At 35.2% G+C, this 17723-nt stretch carries 8 protein-coding genes; 1 reads left to right on the forward strand and 7 read right to left on the reverse strand.

Going from position 1 to position 17723, the window contains the following annotated elements; all coding sequences use genetic code 11:
- Window positions 1-160 precede the first annotated feature (160 nt).
- Window positions 161-1837: an amidase gene (locus ACPF9A_RS07155; RefSeq protein ID WP_424002998.1), complete on the forward strand. Its 1677-nt coding sequence runs from the start codon at window positions 161-163 to the stop codon at window positions 1835-1837.
- A gap of 142 nt (window positions 1838-1979) precedes the next feature.
- Here ACPF9A_RS07155 and ACPF9A_RS07160 read toward each other — a convergent pair whose 3' ends face one another.
- From ACPF9A_RS07160 to ACPF9A_RS07190, 7 genes are all read right to left on the reverse strand, one after another.
- The gene (locus tag ACPF9A_RS07160; protein ID WP_424003000.1) at window positions 1980-2645 is read right to left on the reverse strand and encodes an ABC transporter ATP-binding protein; all 666 of its coding nucleotides are present in this window, start codon (window positions 2643-2645) and stop codon (window positions 1980-1982) included.
- A 99-nt stretch (window positions 2646-2744) separates the two neighbouring features.
- Complete coding sequence (locus tag ACPF9A_RS07165; RefSeq protein ID WP_424003002.1) at window positions 2745-5171, reverse strand: ABC transporter permease; 2427 nt, start codon at window positions 5169-5171, stop codon at window positions 2745-2747.
- A gap of 13 nt (window positions 5172-5184) precedes the next feature.
- A complete protein-coding gene (locus tag ACPF9A_RS07170; RefSeq protein ID WP_424003004.1) occupies window positions 5185-7593 on the reverse strand; it encodes an FtsX-like permease family protein in 2409 nt (802 codons plus the stop codon).
- Window positions 7594-7629: 36 nt separating this feature from the next.
- On the reverse strand, window positions 7630-10011 hold the full coding sequence (locus tag ACPF9A_RS07175; RefSeq protein ID WP_424003006.1) for an ABC transporter permease: 2382 nt from the start codon (window positions 10009-10011) through the stop codon (window positions 7630-7632).
- Between the two features lie 31 nt (window positions 10012-10042).
- The gene (locus ACPF9A_RS07180; protein WP_424003008.1) at window positions 10043-12496 is read right to left on the reverse strand and encodes an ABC transporter permease; all 2454 of its coding nucleotides are present in this window, start codon (window positions 12494-12496) and stop codon (window positions 10043-10045) included.
- A gap of 12 nt (window positions 12497-12508) precedes the next feature.
- Entirely contained in the window at window positions 12509-14908 is a 2400-nt protein-coding gene (locus tag ACPF9A_RS07185) for an ABC transporter permease (protein ID WP_424003010.1), read from the reverse strand.
- A 255-nt stretch (window positions 14909-15163) separates the two neighbouring features.
- The gene (locus ACPF9A_RS07190; RefSeq protein ID WP_424003012.1) at window positions 15164-17596 is read right to left on the reverse strand and encodes an ABC transporter permease; all 2433 of its coding nucleotides are present in this window, start codon (window positions 17594-17596) and stop codon (window positions 15164-15166) included.
- Window positions 17597-17723 lie beyond the last annotated feature (127 nt).

The following is a 17723-nucleotide window of genomic DNA, read 5'->3' on the forward strand; positions in this document are numbered from 1 at the left end:
CTTAGATGTTAGATTATGAAGTTAGCGTATTGAAAATGAAGATGCCATTATAATCAAAACCTCTTATTAACAGATGTTCAATTCTTGATTATTTATGATTTACAGGTAGAAATAAACTATCTAAAAACCGTAATTTAGAATCTTCTTTAAAACTTAAGTCATGCACCAACCTACCAAAAGATTAGCTCTATTTTTATTTCTTTGTCTCTTTACTTTCTTACTCATTACATCTTGCTCTAGTTCTAAAAATGAATTCTCTAAAAAAGATGTAAAAAGAGCGCAAAAGCTAGTGGGATTAGATTTCGATAAAAAATATATTGACACCCTATACCCTTATCTAAAACGAAATAAAGAAGGTTTTGACACCCTACGTAAATACACTTTAGATAACGATGTCGTACCTGCAATACAGTTTAACCCTTTACCTTTAAACTTCACCCCAAAAGCACAAGCGGGATTCCCTGAATGGGAAATTCCGGATAATATAGAACTACCAAACAAAGAAGCTGACCTTGCTTTTTTCTCCATACCTCAGCTTGCCTCACTCATTAAAAGCAAAAAAATAAGTTCGCTAGAATTGACCCAGTTCTTTATAGCCCGATTAAAAAAATACAATCCTGTTTTACAATGTACAATTACCATAACCGAAGAAATGGCTTTGTTACAAGCTAAACTTTTAGATGCCGAGCTTGCTGCCGGAAACTACCGCGGAATTTTACATGGCATACCATACGGCGTAAAAGACCTTATGGCTGTCGAAGGTTATAAAACCACATGGGGTGCAGAACCTTATCGTGATCAACAAATTGAAATGACAGCTACGGTGGTTGAAAAATTACAGGCTGCTGGCGGAGTCTTAGTTGCTAAATTGGTTTCTGGTTCATTGGCACGTGGCGATGTTTGGTTCGATGGAAAAACAAAAAATCCGTGGGATACCGAACAGGGTGCTACAGGGTCGTCTGCAGGTTCGGGATCTGCAACCTCAGCAGGATTAGTTCCTTTTGCCTTGGGAACAGAAACTTTAGGTTCAATTACATCGCCAAGTAATAGAAACGGAATTACGGGTTTACGCCCAACATATGGTAGAGTTAGCAGACACGGAGTGATGAGTTTAAGTTGGTCTATGGACAAGGTCGGACCTATGGCAAGAAGTGCAGAAGATTGTGCTATTGTATATAGTGTAATTACCGGTAAAGATCCAAAAGACGGAATGACCACAAATTACCCTGACGGATTCGAACCTACAAAAGATTACAAATCGTTGCGTATCGGATACTTGAAAAAGGATATTGAAAAGGACACTTCTCTAAGTAAGGATAATCTAGAAAAAGCTTTGAAGACTTTTAAAGAAATGGGACTAACCCTTAACGAAGTGGAACTACCAGAAGATGTGCCTTATAAAAGTTTTGATGTTATATTAAGGGCAGAAGCGGGAGCATTTTTTGATGATATGGTTCGTGCAAAAGAAGTAGATAAAATGGTAGAACAAGATGAACGTTCACGTGCAAATTCTTTACGACAAGCTCGTTTTATACCTGCTGTAGAATACCTACAAGCGAATAGACACCGACAAGTGCTTATTGAGAAAATGCAGGCTATCATGAAAGATTATGATGTGCTGATATCCCCAACGTTCGGAAATAGACAATTAATTATTACCAACCTTACAGGGCACCCGGTTATTGCCATACCTACAGGATTAGATAAAGAGAAACACCCCACGAGTATAACCCTAGTTGGCAATCTCTACGACGAAGCGAGCATTCTTTTGTTAGCAAAAGCTTTTCAAGATCAAACGGAATTTGACGAAATGCATCCTGAAGGGTATGTTGATTAAAGTAGTTAGTATCTAGGGATTAGGAGTTAGGGATTAGCGTTCGAGCTTCTAACTAAATCGAGAATCATTCGATTTCAAAAGGTTCTCGACTGCGCTCGAAGTGACAATTTGTAGAAATCTAAATTTATAATGATTTAGATAACTAAATCTTTCTACCGTCTAAAAGGTTGATAATTCTTGAACCGTATTCCGCATTTTTTTCGGAGTGTGTTACTTGAATAATAGTGACTCCTTCTTCCTCATTCAACTTCTTAAAAAGCTCCATGATTTCTTCACTTTGCTGCGAATTTAAGTTTCCTGTTGGTTCATCTGCTAGAATCAATTTGGGCTTACCTATTAATGCACGGGCTACACCTACTAACTGCTGCTGACCACCACTTAATTGTGTCGGGAATAAATCTTTTTTACCGACAATATTAAATCTATCCAACATATCTGCAACCAGAGCTTTGCGCTCAGATCCTTTTATCTTTTTGTACAACAATGGCATTTCTAAATTTTCTTCAACCGTTAAATCATCTAACAGGTGATATGATTGAAATACAAAGCCGATATACTCCTTATACAAATTAGAGCGATATTTCTCTTTTAACGTATGAACCGATTCACTTAGAAAATCATACTCGCCTTCATCAAAAGTATCGAGCATACCAATAACATTCAGCAATGTAGATTTCCCTGATCCCGACGGACCCATGATTGAAATAAACTCCCCTTCGGCTACTTCTAAATTAATATCTTTCAGCAAAAAAATACGTTGACCGCCTTGCTGAACCCATTTAAAAACATTTCTTAATTGTAATAACATCTTATTTAGTGAATTAGTGTGTTAGTGTGTTAGTAAAATAGTTTATTGGTGATTTGTTGGTGCTTTTAAACTAAACGTTTTTATACTTTTTAATAATTATTATTCATCCCTTAAAGATTCTACTGGGTTAGCGACTGCGGCATTAAAGCTTTGCCAGCTTACTGTTAATAATGCAATTAAAAGTGCTGAAATTCCTGCAAGCGCGAACACCCACCAACTAAATGTTGTTCTATAAGCAAACCCTTCAAGCCATTGACTCATAACATACCAAGAAATAGGTACTGCAATAACAAATGCCACACCAATCCATTTTACAAAGTCTTTATTTAAAAGTGTAAGAACTTGAGGTATTGTGGCTCCATTTACTTTACGGATACCAATTTCTTTTTTTCGTTGTACAACAGTGTATGAAGTTAGACCAAAAAGACCCATTGCTGCAATCAATATAGCTAGTAAAGTAAATACCTGAAAAGCAGCCCCAAAAGATTTATCTTCTTGATATTGTGCCTCAAACTTTTGATCTAAAAATGTATAGTTAAAGGTGCTTTTTGGAAATATTTTAGTCCATTCGGATTTTATCTGTGCGATGGAAGATTCAAAACCTGTAACCGACGCAGCAGAAGCATCTAATTTTATTAAAATATTATTTACATCACGCTCATATCTAATAACCATGGGCAATAAAGGACTTTTCAACCCAAAATGGTAATAATCCTTAATAACACCTGTTACCCTCCATTCATTTTCTCCCCAGAAACCTACCGTTTTATTTAGTATTTCATCACAGGAAGAAATGCCCATATTCTTTAGAAAAGTTTCATTAACCACTACCTGTTTTCCATCGAAATTTGATGAAGGTAGAAAAGTACCACCAGCTAAAAATTCGATATCCACCAAATCAAAATAATCTGGTTGTACATGATATGTGTAGAATAATTTATCATCTTCTTTAATACCATTTGGCAATAATATGCCTCGGGTAGATGATAGATTATCAAAACTATCACCAGGGTAACTTTGCGCAATCGCAATTTTTTCTACAAATGGTAATTTCTTTAACTCTTCTTCTAAAACCTTATACTCATTTATAAGTAAAGAATCTGGCTTAGTCGTTACCACTTCGCCCTTTAATGCTATAACTTGATTAATGTCAGTACCTATGGGCTGGCTTTCTAAGAAACTAATTTGTTTGGTTACCACAATAGTGCCGATTAACAAAACAATCGTCGCTAAAAACTGAGCTACAATAAGTCCTTTTCGAATTACCAAGCCTTGTGATGAAGTCTGTATTTTACCTTTTAGTGCTTTTATTGGAGAATAACTACTTAACAAAAGAGCTGGGTAAAGACCCGCAGCAACCATACCGAATAGAATAAAAAGAAAATAAGGTAAGAAAGCCGACAAACTCCCTAACTGTAAATTAAGCCCCTTTCCTGTGATACCATTGTACAACGGCAAAACTATAACCACTAATAATAACGATAATATAATAGCAATTAGGTTCAACAATATTGATTCAAATAAAGATTGAATAATCAATTGCGATTTTTGGGCGCCAGACACCTTACGAATACCTGTTTCCTTTGCCCGCTCCATCGATTTAGTTACAGAAAGGTTTACATAGTTTAACCAAGAAAGAATAAGAATAATAAAGGCGATCGCCATAAGAAACTTTACACGGGTAATACTACCATTTGCAGAAACTTCATAAGGCTTATTTGAATATAGATGTATGTCTTCAATAGGCTCTATATTATGTTGTTCTTCCGTATCTTCTTCAATATCGCTTTCAATTATCTTTTGCCGCAACACATCTGCATTCGTATTTGGGTCTAATTTTATAAAAGTATAATAATTGTTAGCATTCCAATTAAGTTCATGCGCTTTCGGACCCCAGTCTGTACATGTTTTTTCAGTTTCGTAAGAGATTAAAAAAGTATTTCTGTAATGAGCATTTTTAGGAATATCATCCATTACCCCCGTTACGGTAAGCACAGCTTCTTTACCATCTCTAAATGCTGAAATGGTTTTCTGTAGAGGATTTTCATTCCCAAACAACTTCTGAGCAAATGATTTTGAAAGGACTATTGAATAAGGTTGAGAAAGTACCTTTTCCTTCTCTCCTTTTAATAATGGATAGTTAAAAATATCAAAGTAAGAAGGATCTGCCAAAGAACCCAAGGGCTGCTCAAATATTCGTTCGCCCAATTGGAACGTCATTTTTTCAAAATAAAAGAATCGAACATAATCCAACACTTCTGGGAACTCACTTTTTAAAGTTGGACCAGAAAGATTATAAGTTTGTGCATCACCAGGTACAAAGGTTTCGCCCTCCAAATAATCCATATACACGCGATATATATTTTCGGATCCTTCAAATTTATCATAGCTCTGCTCATAATTGATATAGAGCATAATAAGCACAAAAGAAGCTATACCTATAGCCAAGCCAAAAATATTAATGAAAGAATAAAGCTTATTCTTAGACAAATACCTTAGTGCGATTTTCAAATAACTACGTAGCATATCTGTTTAGTTTTTACTCTGTTTTTAGACTTTTTACAGGGTTGGCTCTTGCTGCTCTTATGGTTCGCGACCCAATAGTAAGCATTGCAATTATTACGGCAATTGCACCTGCGCCAATAAAAAACCAAATACTCAAATCTATTCTATACGTATAGTTTTGCAACCACTCTTGCATTACCCACCATGAAATTGGAGAAGCTATGATAAATGCAACAAAAACCAATTTCAAAAAATCTTTAGTAAGAATATAGGTGATAGAACCAACGCTCGCCCCAACCACTTTTCTAATACCGATTTCTTTTGTGCGTTGCGAGACAATTAATAAAGACATGGCAAAAAGCCCCATGCAACTTAAGATAATAGCTAATATAGAACCACTTGAAATCATTTTTGCCGTGGTCTTCTCCCTATTAAAAGTTCTATCAACGTTCTCATCTAAAAAAGATCCTAAAAATTCGGCATTAGGCTCTAATTTTTTCCAGGTACTTTCTAAAATATCAAAAGATGCCGCCATATGGTTAGGCCCTACTTTTGCATATGCATAAGTAACACCCCAATCTCTGGTCATGTAAAATGTAATCGGTTCTATTGCCCTATCCAAATCATTGAAATTATAATCTTTTACTACTCCCAAAACAGGATAATATTTTCCATCGTCTAATTCTAACTGAGCCAATAAAGGATCTTCTACCCCAAGCTCTTTAGCCATAGCCTCGTTTATGATCACGCCTAAACTATCTGAAGCACTTTCGAAATTTCGCCCTCGAACCAAATCAATACCCAAGGTTTGAACAAATTCATGGTCTACGACCAAAAAATTAGTAATCACAGCCCTACCTTCAAATTCAAATCCTATTTTACTGGTAGACCTGCTGCCATCTCTACCTAATCCTAAATTATTATCGGCACCACTAATGGAAATAATATTGGGATTACCCTTTAATTCATCTCTCAATAAATCGACAACATCGTTACTATTTCGTTTTCCGTTTAACGGAAATGAAATTACCTGTTCTTTATCGTAACCTAAATCTATGTTTCGCATATAGTCAATTTGACCCCATAATACCAACGTACCCGTTATCAATAAAATGGCGATTCCGAATTGAAATACCATAAGTATATCTCTTACCCTATTACTACCTGTTGATTCTAGTATTCCTTTTAAAGATTGAATTGTACCTAAACGACTCATTAATAATGCTGGGTAGCCGCCAACAAAAATTGTTATTAGAATTACCACACCTAACAACACAAGTAAAAATGTTGGTTTCAAAAGCATATCTACATTTACATTGGTATTAAAGGTTGTTTTAAACTCATTTACAAAAGCAAAACTCAACACTACACCAATACAAATGGATACTAGAAAAACGAATAGACTTTCGCTCCAAAATTGAAAAAACAATTGTTTTTTTTGAGCACCCAATGTTTTTCGCATGCCAATTTCTTTTAATCTTTTAGCAGATTTGGCAATACTCATGTTTACATAATTGACACATGCGATGAATAATATCAAAAAGGCAACACCAAGTATTAAATAGGGCAAGCTTCTACTTACTTCTACAAATCCGTTTTTAAGACTCAAAAAATGTACGTCAGTCAACGGAATCATATCTAAATTCATATATCTGCCATTTACATCGGCAGAGGCACCATCTCTTTTCAACTCACTTATAGCCTTCTCATAATGTGAATCTATATACGACTGGCTGCTTTTTTTAAAACTTGATGCAGTAACACCATCTTCTAACTCTATATATACATCATGATAATTCGCATCCCAATTATCTTTATTATTCAAATACTCATGGTGACCTTCGAATTGCGCTGCCATTTGAAATTCTAGATTACTTTCTGGCACATTGTCTTTAGCTACGGCACTTACGGTAAATGGTTTTTCTTTTCCCTCAACCAATAAATTAAAACTTTCACCTACTATCGCTGTAGTACCAAATAAACTAACTGCTGCTTTTTCGGTTAATACTATAGAAGACACATCGCCTAAAGGTTCATTTTGGTCTCCGTTTATTATTGGTAAACTGAACATGGAAAAGAAATCTTTATCTACCCAAATTATGTTCATATCCATTTCCTTATCGCCCAGAATCGCCAGTGTACCATCTTGTAAATACCTTGTTATACGTTTTACGCCTGGCACCTCTGTTTTTAATTTTGTCGCAAATGGAGCTGGATGAACAGTGCCTGCCTGCGGTCCTTTTGGAGTTTGTTGGGTTTTTACAATCTTATAGATTGAATCTCCGTTTTCATGAAAACCGTCATATGATAGTTGATACATTGCAGCCATACCTAACAATATTGCAACTGCAAATGCAACCGATAAACCTATTACATTTAACCCTGTATTAAGCTTGTCTTTAATTAAGTTTCGCCAAGCGATTTTTATATAATTCTTAAACATGATTTGATTTTATAAAGATTGATTGATGATTATTAACTACTCGGCTCTTAGACTCTTAATAGGGTTACTTAATGCTGCCTTGACCGATTGAAAACTGATTGTAAAAAGGGCTATAACCAAGGCTGAAATGCCTGCGATGATAAATACCGAATAACTCATATCTACATGAAATGCAAAATTGGATAACCATTTATCCATTAACCAATACGCTACTGGAAAAGCAATGAGCATGGCAATAAAAACCAGTTTTACAAAATCTTTGGACAGCATTTGTGTAATACCCATGATACTAGCCCCTAATACCTTTCGAATACCTATTTCCTTTTTACGCTGCTCGCCCACAAAAGCCGCTAAACCGAAAAGCCCCAAACAAGCAATAAAAATGGCTAACATTGAAAAAATAAAACCAACTTTAGCAGCACGTCTTTCACGTACATATAGTTTTTCAAGATTATTATCCAAGAAACTATACTCAAAAGCAGTGTTGGGTGCTACATTTTTAAATACTGTCTCTAACTGATCGATGGTAGTACTATTTGCTACAATCTTATATCTAACCAATGCAAACGATTTACGCTCACCTGTATTATTATGAAAGGCATAAGCTCCTATAGGCTCATGCAATGAGGCAAAGTTGAAATCATCGACCACACCTACAATAGTATTTGGTACTGATATAAATATCGTTTTACCTATAGCTTCTTCGGGAGTATAGCCAAGATAATCGACTGCTTTTTTGTTCAACACCACTTCTACAAGAGGGTCTTCTTCTTTTTTAAATATTGGCAGTGAACGCCCGGCTAGTAGCTTTAATTGCAGTACATCAATAACAGAAGCATCGGTAACATTGGTCTGTATGTTCAAACTTTCTTTATCATCTTCATTTTTACTCAAAGATCTACCACTAACCTCCATTCCCGGAAAGCCCTGTGCTAAGGAGACCGAAGAAACATTGCCTAAACCTTTCAATTCTGATACCAAGGCATCCTTTTTCTCAGTTCCTTTTATTCCATTTATGGAAATAGCGACTACATTTTCGGCATCAAAACCTAATTTTTGGTTTCGTATAAAATCCATTTGCTCAGAAATCATCAATACACCAACTATCAATACTACCGAAGCAGCAAATTGAAATACCACCAAACCTTTTCGTATAAAAATATTTCCTTTGCTTTGAACAATAGAGGATTTTAATACTATTACCGGCTTAAACTGAGATAAGTATAGTGCTGGATATAATCCTGATATCAATGTTACCACCAACCATATTGCTAACAAGCTTATCAAAAATTCAAAATTCAATAACAAATCCGTGCTTAAATCCTGACCAGTTATAGCATTAAAAATAGGCATTGCGGCAGAAGTCAATAATGCCCCAATTACGAGAGAAATTAGCGTCACCAAGCCTGTTTCCATATAAAACCGAAGTACAAGACTACTTGACGACGAACCCAAAGTCTTACTGATGCCTACTTCTTTCGCTCGTTTTTGAGAACGAGCTGTTGTCAGGTTCATATAATTGATACAGGCAATTAAGAGAATTAAAAGTGCCAAGTATATGAGGTTACGTACTTCTTTTATATCACCTATTCTACTTGCATATGCATTATCATAGCCAGAAGAATATAAGTGGACATCTTTCATAGGTTGCAGAGAAAAGGTGTACCACTGATTTTCCTTTTCCATATTCTTATTCAACATTTCCTGCAACTGTAATTCTGTAGATGCCAAATCGGTATTGGGCTTTAGTAAACAATAAGTTTCAAAACTGGCATTATTCCAAGAAGGGTTCTTAAAAAAACCTGTAGTTATTCCCGAGGCCATTATATTACAATCTAGTGTGCTGTTTTTAGCAAAGTCTTTATAAACACCTGTCACCTCTAGTTCATACCTACCATCTACAGTAAAGGTTTTGCCAATTGGGTCTGTTGTGCCAAAATACTTTTTAGCTGTTGTTTCTGATAAAACTGCCGTATTAGGGCGGTCTAACGCACCTTTTGCCTTGCCTTTTACAAATGGAACATCGAAAATATGTAAAAGCTCAGCATCTACCCAAAAGAGGTTATTTTCTGTGAAATTTTGCTGCAATACCCTTAATGACGCAGTACCCCCAAAATCATTTTTCAAAGTTCTAGCAGCATATTCAACATTGGCAACGTCGGTCATCATAGTAGGACCCAATGACGGCGGCACCGTAGCCCAAATTTCTTGACCGTTGTCACCATCAGTATGTAATAGCACACGTTGAATATTGTCTGCATTAATGTACATCATATCAAAACTCTGCTCATGTCGTATAAAGATGAACAAGGTCAAAGTTACTGCCAACCCTATGGAAAGACCCAAAATATTGATTACCGAAAACAAGCGGTTCTTTTTTAGGTTACGCCAAGCAATTTTTAAATGGTTTTTAAACATGATTTGATTTTATATGATTGATGATTTTAAACTACTCGGATCTTAGACTTTTTACAGGGTTGGCCTTTGCTGAATTTAAGGTTTTAATAGTCATAATTAATAATGAGATGACGACCATTGCTATTCCACTCAGAGCGAAAATCCACCAACTTAAATCTGTTTTAGTTGCAAATTCTTCTAACCAATTATGTAGTCCGTACCATGCAATCGGTGCTGCAATTACAAAAGCGATGAAAACCAGTTTTAAAAAATCTTTTGACAATAAATAATTTAATTGGAATAGATTAGCCCCGAGTATTTTTCGGATTCCTATTTCTTTTCTTCTGCGTTCGGTTGTGTGTATAACCAAACCTAATAAACCTAAACAACTAATAAGAATTGCTAACCCAGTCGCCCATTGTAAGAGTATCGATGTTTTTTGCTCACTTTCATAAAACTGCTTAACAGTATCATCCATAAAAGCATATTCAAAATCAGATTCTGGGTATATATCCTTCCAAATATTTTCTATTCCATAAATAGTTTTAGACCAATCAGCTGTTTCATTACTATTTAATTTAAAATGAATGGTTTTGTATTGTGTCCATTTACCACTGTAAGAACTGCCTGTTAATGCCATCGGTGCTACACCGTATTTTAAAGAGTGTTGATTAAAATCTTCCATGACTCCAACTATAGGCAAATTATCACCATCAACTATTAAATTTTTGCCGACTATATCTACAGCATTTTCTACACCTACAGCTTTCAAATATGATTTATTCACCACGTACTCACTTATAGAATCATTCAAAGGCATTCTACCGGCTAGTAGCTTTAAATTATATAAATCAAAATAGTTGGCAGTACCATACATTAGGTGTAGATATGAATTTACTTCTGTACTATCTTTTATGTATTTCACATCCATGGTCATAGTAGAAAATGAAGCGGGAGGATTACCTGCGAGTACCACATTTGATATGCCTGCCAAATCTTGTATTCTATTTACAAATCTTGTTCGTTTTACAGCCGATGTATCTTGCCATGGAGTTTTAAAATATGCAATTGCCTCTGTCTTAAAGCCCATGTCCTTTTTCATAATATAGTTCAACTGCTTACCTACCATCAGCGTAGCTATAATAAACACTTGCGCAATTACAAATTGAAATACCGTCAAATACTTTCTTAAAGAGCCTTTATCAGAATTAGGTATGATTTGCTGTTTAAATACTGAAACAGGTTTGTATTTAGACATAACTAAAGCAGGATAAAAACCAGATAAAACCGTTACTAAAAAAAGTAACAGAAAAACACCTGACAATAACCATGGGTTTAAAAAAATATCGAAACTTAATCCGGCAGGAATAAAATCTAAAAATAAAATTAATAGCCATTTTGAGATAAATATTGAAAGTACTGCTGCCGACAATGTCAATAAAAATGTTTCTCCTAAATATTGAACTATCAATTGTGATCTCGAACTACCTAAAGTTTTTCTAATACCTATTTCTTTTGCTCTTTTTATTGCTTGAGCCGTATTTAAATTAATGAAGTTAATACATCCTAATATCAACAAAATAAATGCTAATAATAGAAGACTTTTTAACGCCGCCTTTGTTGTTCTACTTTCATTAAAATCGAAGGTTCCATAATTAGGGTTTAGATGAATATCGCCTAAAGGCTGTAACATGAACCTACTTTTACTAGCACCCGAATGCGAATTTTCTGGTTCATCATGTTCTTTTGCAATTCGTGTTAGTGTTTTTTGAACATTATTTGTAATAGCATTTTCTGAAAGTTTAAGAAATAATTGAGATGCTGAATTTGTATTGTCCCATCCTGCTTCATTAACTGCATTGGTCATATCTTGATTAACGGAAGTTTTTAAGGAAATGAATTCTTCAAAAACAATATCTGTACGTCGATCAAAACCTGCAATAATACCAGAAATAGTTACAGCTATGGTATCATTGTACACCAATGATTTGCCCACAATCTCGTCTAACTCTTGATTAGGAAAATATTTTCTAGCTCTTTTTTCTGACAAAACCACCATATTAGGTTCAGTTAAGGAACTATTTAAATCGCCTACCAACCAATCATACTCAAAAGTTTTAAAATAAGATGGTTCGGTATAGATTACAAAAGCAGGGTTTTTAAATTTATTCCCCGTTTCCTTATTTTCAACATGTAAAGGATATGTGGTGAAAAATGGAGTCACTGTTTCAAGTTCTTCCATCTTCAAATTTTTAAGTTCTTGAGCTAATGGGACTGTTACACCTGCATTATGAAATACGCCAGAAGTACCTTCGAACGAAGTAGTGACCCTATAAATTCTATCTCCATCTTTATGAAATTTATCAAAAGTCAAATCATAAAAAACCATTGCTCCGATTACGAAAGAAGCACTCAAACCAATTGAGAGACCAAATATATTAATCAGGGAAAATGTCTTATTTTTCCAAATATTACGAAAAGCTATTTTTAAATAATTACGTAACATATCAGTATAGTTTTACTCGGTTCTCAAACTTTTTACAGGATTCGCTTTTGCTGCTTTTATAGCTTGAAAGCTAACGGTTAGAAGGGTCACAAACATAGCACCTACTATGGCTATTGCGAAAATCCACCATTTTAGAATTACTCTATATGGGTACTCTTGTAGCCAACCGTTCATTACAAAATAAGCTATGGGCACCGCTATAAGACAAGAGATAATCACCAATTTTAAAAAGTCTTTAGACAACATATTCCATACATTAAAAATAGAGGCTCCCAAAACTTTTCTTACCCCTATTTCTTTCTTTCGCTGCTCTGCCACAAATGACGTTAAGCCAAATAAGCCCAAACAACTTATTAATATTGCAAGTGCTGTAAATACTCCAGAGAGTGTTCCTATCCGTTCTTCAGATGCAAATTTTTCTCCATATTCCCCATCAACAAAATCATACTCAAATGGGATATCTGGAAAGTGTTCTTTAAATACATTTTGTATGGTAGCTATGTTCTGGGTAGCACTTTGGTTAGGGTTCAACCTCATGTTATAATAACTAGCATTGTCATTTCTATCATACACATATACCCCTTGTTTTACTGGTTCATAGGGTGATTGGGTAATCATATCTTGAACAACACCTATTATTTTTAATGGTGGATTAGGGTCTTCTTCATCATCATCTCTTAACAACTGACCTACCGGATTCTCCATTCCCAAATATTTCTTAGCAGTTTCATTAATTAACACCCCCAAAGAATCTGTAGCAAAATCTCTAGAGAAATCTCTTCCTTCTACTATTTTCATATTTAGCGATTTTGCGTATTCTGGAGACACTTCTGTCCAAGCTAGATCTTCTTGAAAACCTTCTGGCTTTCCTTCCCAAGTAAAACCACCTCTATTGGACCATATTTGCGTTGTTGGACTACTAGATGTTGACATTTCTATCACTGCACCTGACCCCAAAAATTCAGTTCGCATTAAATCATACTTACCAACAAAATCTTGACTGAATGTCGGCACCTGAATTAAACCTTCTTTATCGTACCCTACAGGTCTATTTTTAGCAAAGTTGATTTGTTGCATAACTATTACAGTACCAATAATAAATGCCACGGAAACCGTAAACTGAACCACAACCAATATTTTTCTTGGCAAACCTGCATATTTTCCTGTTTTAAAGGTGCCTTTTAAAACATCTACTGGCTTAAAGGATGAAAGATATAATGCCGGATAACTACCTGCCAACAATGATGTAAACAAAATGAACAGCAATGAAACTCCCCAAAAAACTCCATTACCCCAAGGAAATACAATCTCTTTTTTAGAAAGTTCATTGAAGCCGTTTAATGAGAGTAGCACTAGTAAAATAGCAACTACGAAAGCAAATAATACAACTATAAAAGATTCACTTAAAAACTGATAAATTAACTGTCCTCTTTGTGACCCTATTGATTTTCTTATACCTACTTCTTTACCTCTTTTCTCTGACCTTGCGGTACTTAAATTCATGAAATTTATACATGCCAAAAGCAGTACAAAAGCCCCAATAATACCAAAAAGCCAAACATACTTAATTCGACCTCCTACTTGTTTTCCATTTTCAAAATTGCCACGTAAATACCATTCTTCCATCGGGAAAAGAAATATCTGAGGGTTGAATTGCGCTGTATCTTCATTTAGGTCTTTCTTTACATTCTTGATCGTACTATTTACTTTATCAAAAGTTACATTATCTGCCAATTGTACAAACATCTGAAATGAATTGTTACCCCATTGATCTTCTGCATTTCGTATCCATTCATTATTGGCTAAATACTTTTCCCACGGAATTACAAAATCGGTATCATTAAAAGAATTGTTTACCGGTATATCGCTATACACAGCACTTACATTCATCTTATGTTCATTACTTACCGTAATTATTTTGCCGATAGGGTCTTCATTACCAAACAGAGCATCTGCCGTAGATTTAGAAAGCATGATAGAATTAATTTCTCTTAACCCGTCTTTTTCTCCTTTTATAATGTTTAAACCAAACATTTCTATACCAGCTTTTTGCATATAATTGCCTGGTCTAGATATATTTTTATCACCATATTTTAGATAGTGATCATTAGTCCAAGAGCACATAATCAAATGCTTAAAATTATCGCCATAACCGTCTCGCAAGCCTTTTTCTAATGGTCTAGGTATTGCAGGTCCTGTACCTGTTTCTCCATTAAAAGTTTGTGATTGAAAGACCTGGGCAAGGCTATCTTTATTTTTAAAATAGCGATTGTACGAAAGCTCATCTTGTATCCATAACCCTATGATTAAGGTTACTGCCATACCTAAGGCTAGTCCGCCAACATTGATAAACGTATATCCCTTGTTCTTTAAGAGATTTCGCCAAGCTATTTTGAGATAGTTTTTAAACATGATTGTTCGTTTTTTGATTGATGATTAGCTTATGCTAAAAATTGATTGTTGATTGATGACGTAAAACTTAAGTCTAAATTCGTGCCACACTATCAAAATACTGATTATCAAATGTTTAAAATAAAAACCGATATGCCGAGTGTAAAATATTTTGACAAAAGATGTACAATATATTTACAAAGACCGATTAAAAATCAGAATGTTACACTACCCCTAGTATCAACTTATTACGACTAATTGCCACCTATAAAATGGCTATTCTGAACGTAAACTCTTTACCGGATTTACAACTGCCGCTTTTACACTTTGATAACTAACCGTGACAATAGCTACAACTATTGCTAATACTGCTGCCAAAGCGAAAATGCCGACACCGATTTCAATGCGGTACGAGAAATCTTCTAACCACTTATTCATAACAAACCAACCTATTGGCAATGAAACCAATATTGCTATACCTACCAATTTTAGAAAGTCTACCGTAAGTCGGTATGAGATTTGACTTACAGTAGCCCCCAATACTTTTCTAACGCCAATTTCTTTTGTACGCTTTTCAGCATTAAAGGCAGCTAATCCAAATAATCCTAAACAAGCAATGAAAATGGATAGTAAAGTAAAAATGAAAAATATCTGACTTAGTTTTTGCTCAGCTTCGTAAGTCGTATTATAAGCTTCGTCCATAAAGCGATAATCGAAAGGTTGACCTGGCGCCATGGCCTTCCATATACTTTCAATGGCCGCAATATTATTTGTATAATTTCCACTATTCATTCTAACTGCCATATTTTCGGCATCAGTATTCAAATGCATTCCTAGTGCACTAATATTGGTACGTAACGACGTATAATGAAAGTCTTTGACCACTCCGATTATAGTATAGTACGTAGGATTTTCTAGTTCTATTTCTTCTGATATTCGCATACCTAAAGCTTGTTCTGCCGTTACATTCATAATAGGCAACGTAGCTTCATTTATAATCATAGCCGTAGAATCGGATGCATATTGCGGATTAAAATCGCGCCCAGCAACTATTTCCATTTCCATAGTTTTTAAATAATCGGAATCTACGTTCCATTCTTGCATTTGAATGGCACTTTCTTGATCTCTTGCTCCCTCTTCAAAAAACGAACTATTTGATCGCCAAGAAGGTGTTGGGTAGTAATCGCTTAACGTGGCACTCTCTACATAACCCATCTTAGCAACTTGCTCTTTAAAAGCTTTGGTCTTGGATCCTAGTGCTCCTATTTCATTAATTAACAACACTTGATCTTTGGTAAAGCCCAAATCTTTGCTCTGTATATAGTTTAATTGTTGAAATACGACCAAGGTACTTATGATTAGAAATACCGATATTGAAAACTGAAAGATGACCAATGCATTACGTACTCTGCCATTTCCTACACTTTCAGTTGCACCACCTTTTAAGCTTTTAACTGGTGTAAATCTTGACATGAAAAATGCCGGGTAACTACCCGAGAAAACACCCAGTAAAACGGTAGCTACCAACAACACCAACCAAAATAAAGGCTGAGTAAACGGAATTACGATTGATTTACCCGTGAAGCTATTGAAAAGAGGTAATGCTATTAATGTAATTAATAGTGCCGCTATTAGGGACAAAAATGCTATTAAACCTGATTCGGTTAAAAATTGAAATATTAAGTTCGTTCTGTTAGAGCCCAGGGTCTTTCTTACCCCGACCTCTTTAGCTCTCTTTAAGGAGTGTGCCGTAGATAAATTCATGAAATTTACACTTGCCAAGATGATTAAGAACAGCCCAATAAAAGAAAGAATGTAAATATTTTGGATACTGCTTGTCGCACTCATTTCCGAACTTTTGTCGGAATGTAAATGAATGTCGGTCAATGCCATTGTGTGGTACCGAATATAATTACCCGATGCCGCAAACGACTCGGCCGTCATACCCGGAAAATATTTTTGTGCCCATGGTAACATGTACCGCTCTAACATGCCTTGCAAGGGTTCTTGAAAATCTTCTGCCGTCACGCCCGGTATTAGTTTTATAAACGTAAAATAATTATTTCCGCCCCAATTATCTTCTCTCGAAGCCACGTTGCCCGCCATGGCCAAAAACACACTATAGTCTTTGAAATATGAATTCTTGGGCATGTCATCTATTACACCGGTTACCGTGTATGTATCGGTATTATCTAAAAGTAAATTCTGACCAATAACATCTGTTGAACCAAAATGTTTCTCTGCGGCAGTTTTGGTAAGTACTAAAGAATTAGTGCCCGTCAACGCTGTTTTAGCATTACCAGCAATTAAATCGATACCAAAGAACTCGAAAACAGTAGAATCGGCATACGTTATTTGGTTTTCTTTAGCACTTCTGTCTCCTCCAACTTTCTTCACATACATACTACCTACCGTTCTAAAACGAACTGAAGATTCTACCTGTGGATAATCTCTTTTTAATGTTTCTGCCATTGGTGCTGCAGATTCACCTGCTTTGATTTCTGCTCCGCCAAATTTTATATCTGAATCTATGCGATAAATTCTATCTGCATCGGCAAACATTTTATCATAACTAAGCTCGTCGTAGATGTATAGCGAAATAATCAATGCACCAGCCATACCAATGGCTAGTCCGAATGTATTTAGAAAAGTAAAAAAGGCTTGCTTTTTTAAGCTCCTCCAGGCGATTTTTAGATAGTTTTTAAACATGATTTTTACTTTTTGATGCTTAGACTTTGCTTAGCGTGATTTGATGATGATGATTGACAACAATAATGAGAAGTCTAATTTCATGCCAATTAACTAAACTTCTGATTTGCAATTATTTAAATAAAAA

The sequence above is a fragment of the Maribacter sp. IgM3_T14_3 genome (assembly GCF_049603095.1).
In the GTDB taxonomy this organism is placed as follows: Bacteria; Bacteroidota; Bacteroidia; order Flavobacteriales; family Flavobacteriaceae; genus Maribacter.

Bases quoted from the DNA above. Each gene is read 5' to 3' on its own strand.
- ACPF9A_RS07155 (WP_424002998.1), top strand. From the start codon at position 161: ATGCACCAACCTACCAAAAGATTAGCTCTATTTTTATTTCTTTGTCTC.
- ACPF9A_RS07160 (WP_424003000.1), bottom strand. From the start codon at position 2,645: ATGTTATTACAATTAAGAAATGTTTTTAAATGGGTTCAGCAAGGCGGT.
- ACPF9A_RS07165 (WP_424003002.1), bottom strand. From the start codon at position 5,171: ATGCTACGTAGTTATTTGAAAATCGCACTAAGGTATTTGTCTAAGAAT.
- ACPF9A_RS07170 (WP_424003004.1), bottom strand. From the start codon at position 7,593: ATGTTTAAGAATTATATAAAAATCGCTTGGCGAAACTTAATTAAAGAC.
- ACPF9A_RS07175 (WP_424003006.1), bottom strand. From the start codon at position 10,011: ATGTTTAAAAACCATTTAAAAATTGCTTGGCGTAACCTAAAAAAGAAC.
- ACPF9A_RS07180 (WP_424003008.1), bottom strand. From the start codon at position 12,496: ATGTTACGTAATTATTTAAAAATAGCTTTTCGTAATATTTGGAAAAAT.
- ACPF9A_RS07185 (WP_424003010.1), bottom strand. From the start codon at position 14,908: ATGTTTAAAAACTATCTCAAAATAGCTTGGCGAAATCTCTTAAAGAAC.
- ACPF9A_RS07190 (WP_424003012.1), bottom strand. From the start codon at position 17,596: ATGTTTAAAAACTATCTAAAAATCGCCTGGAGGAGCTTAAAAAAGCAA.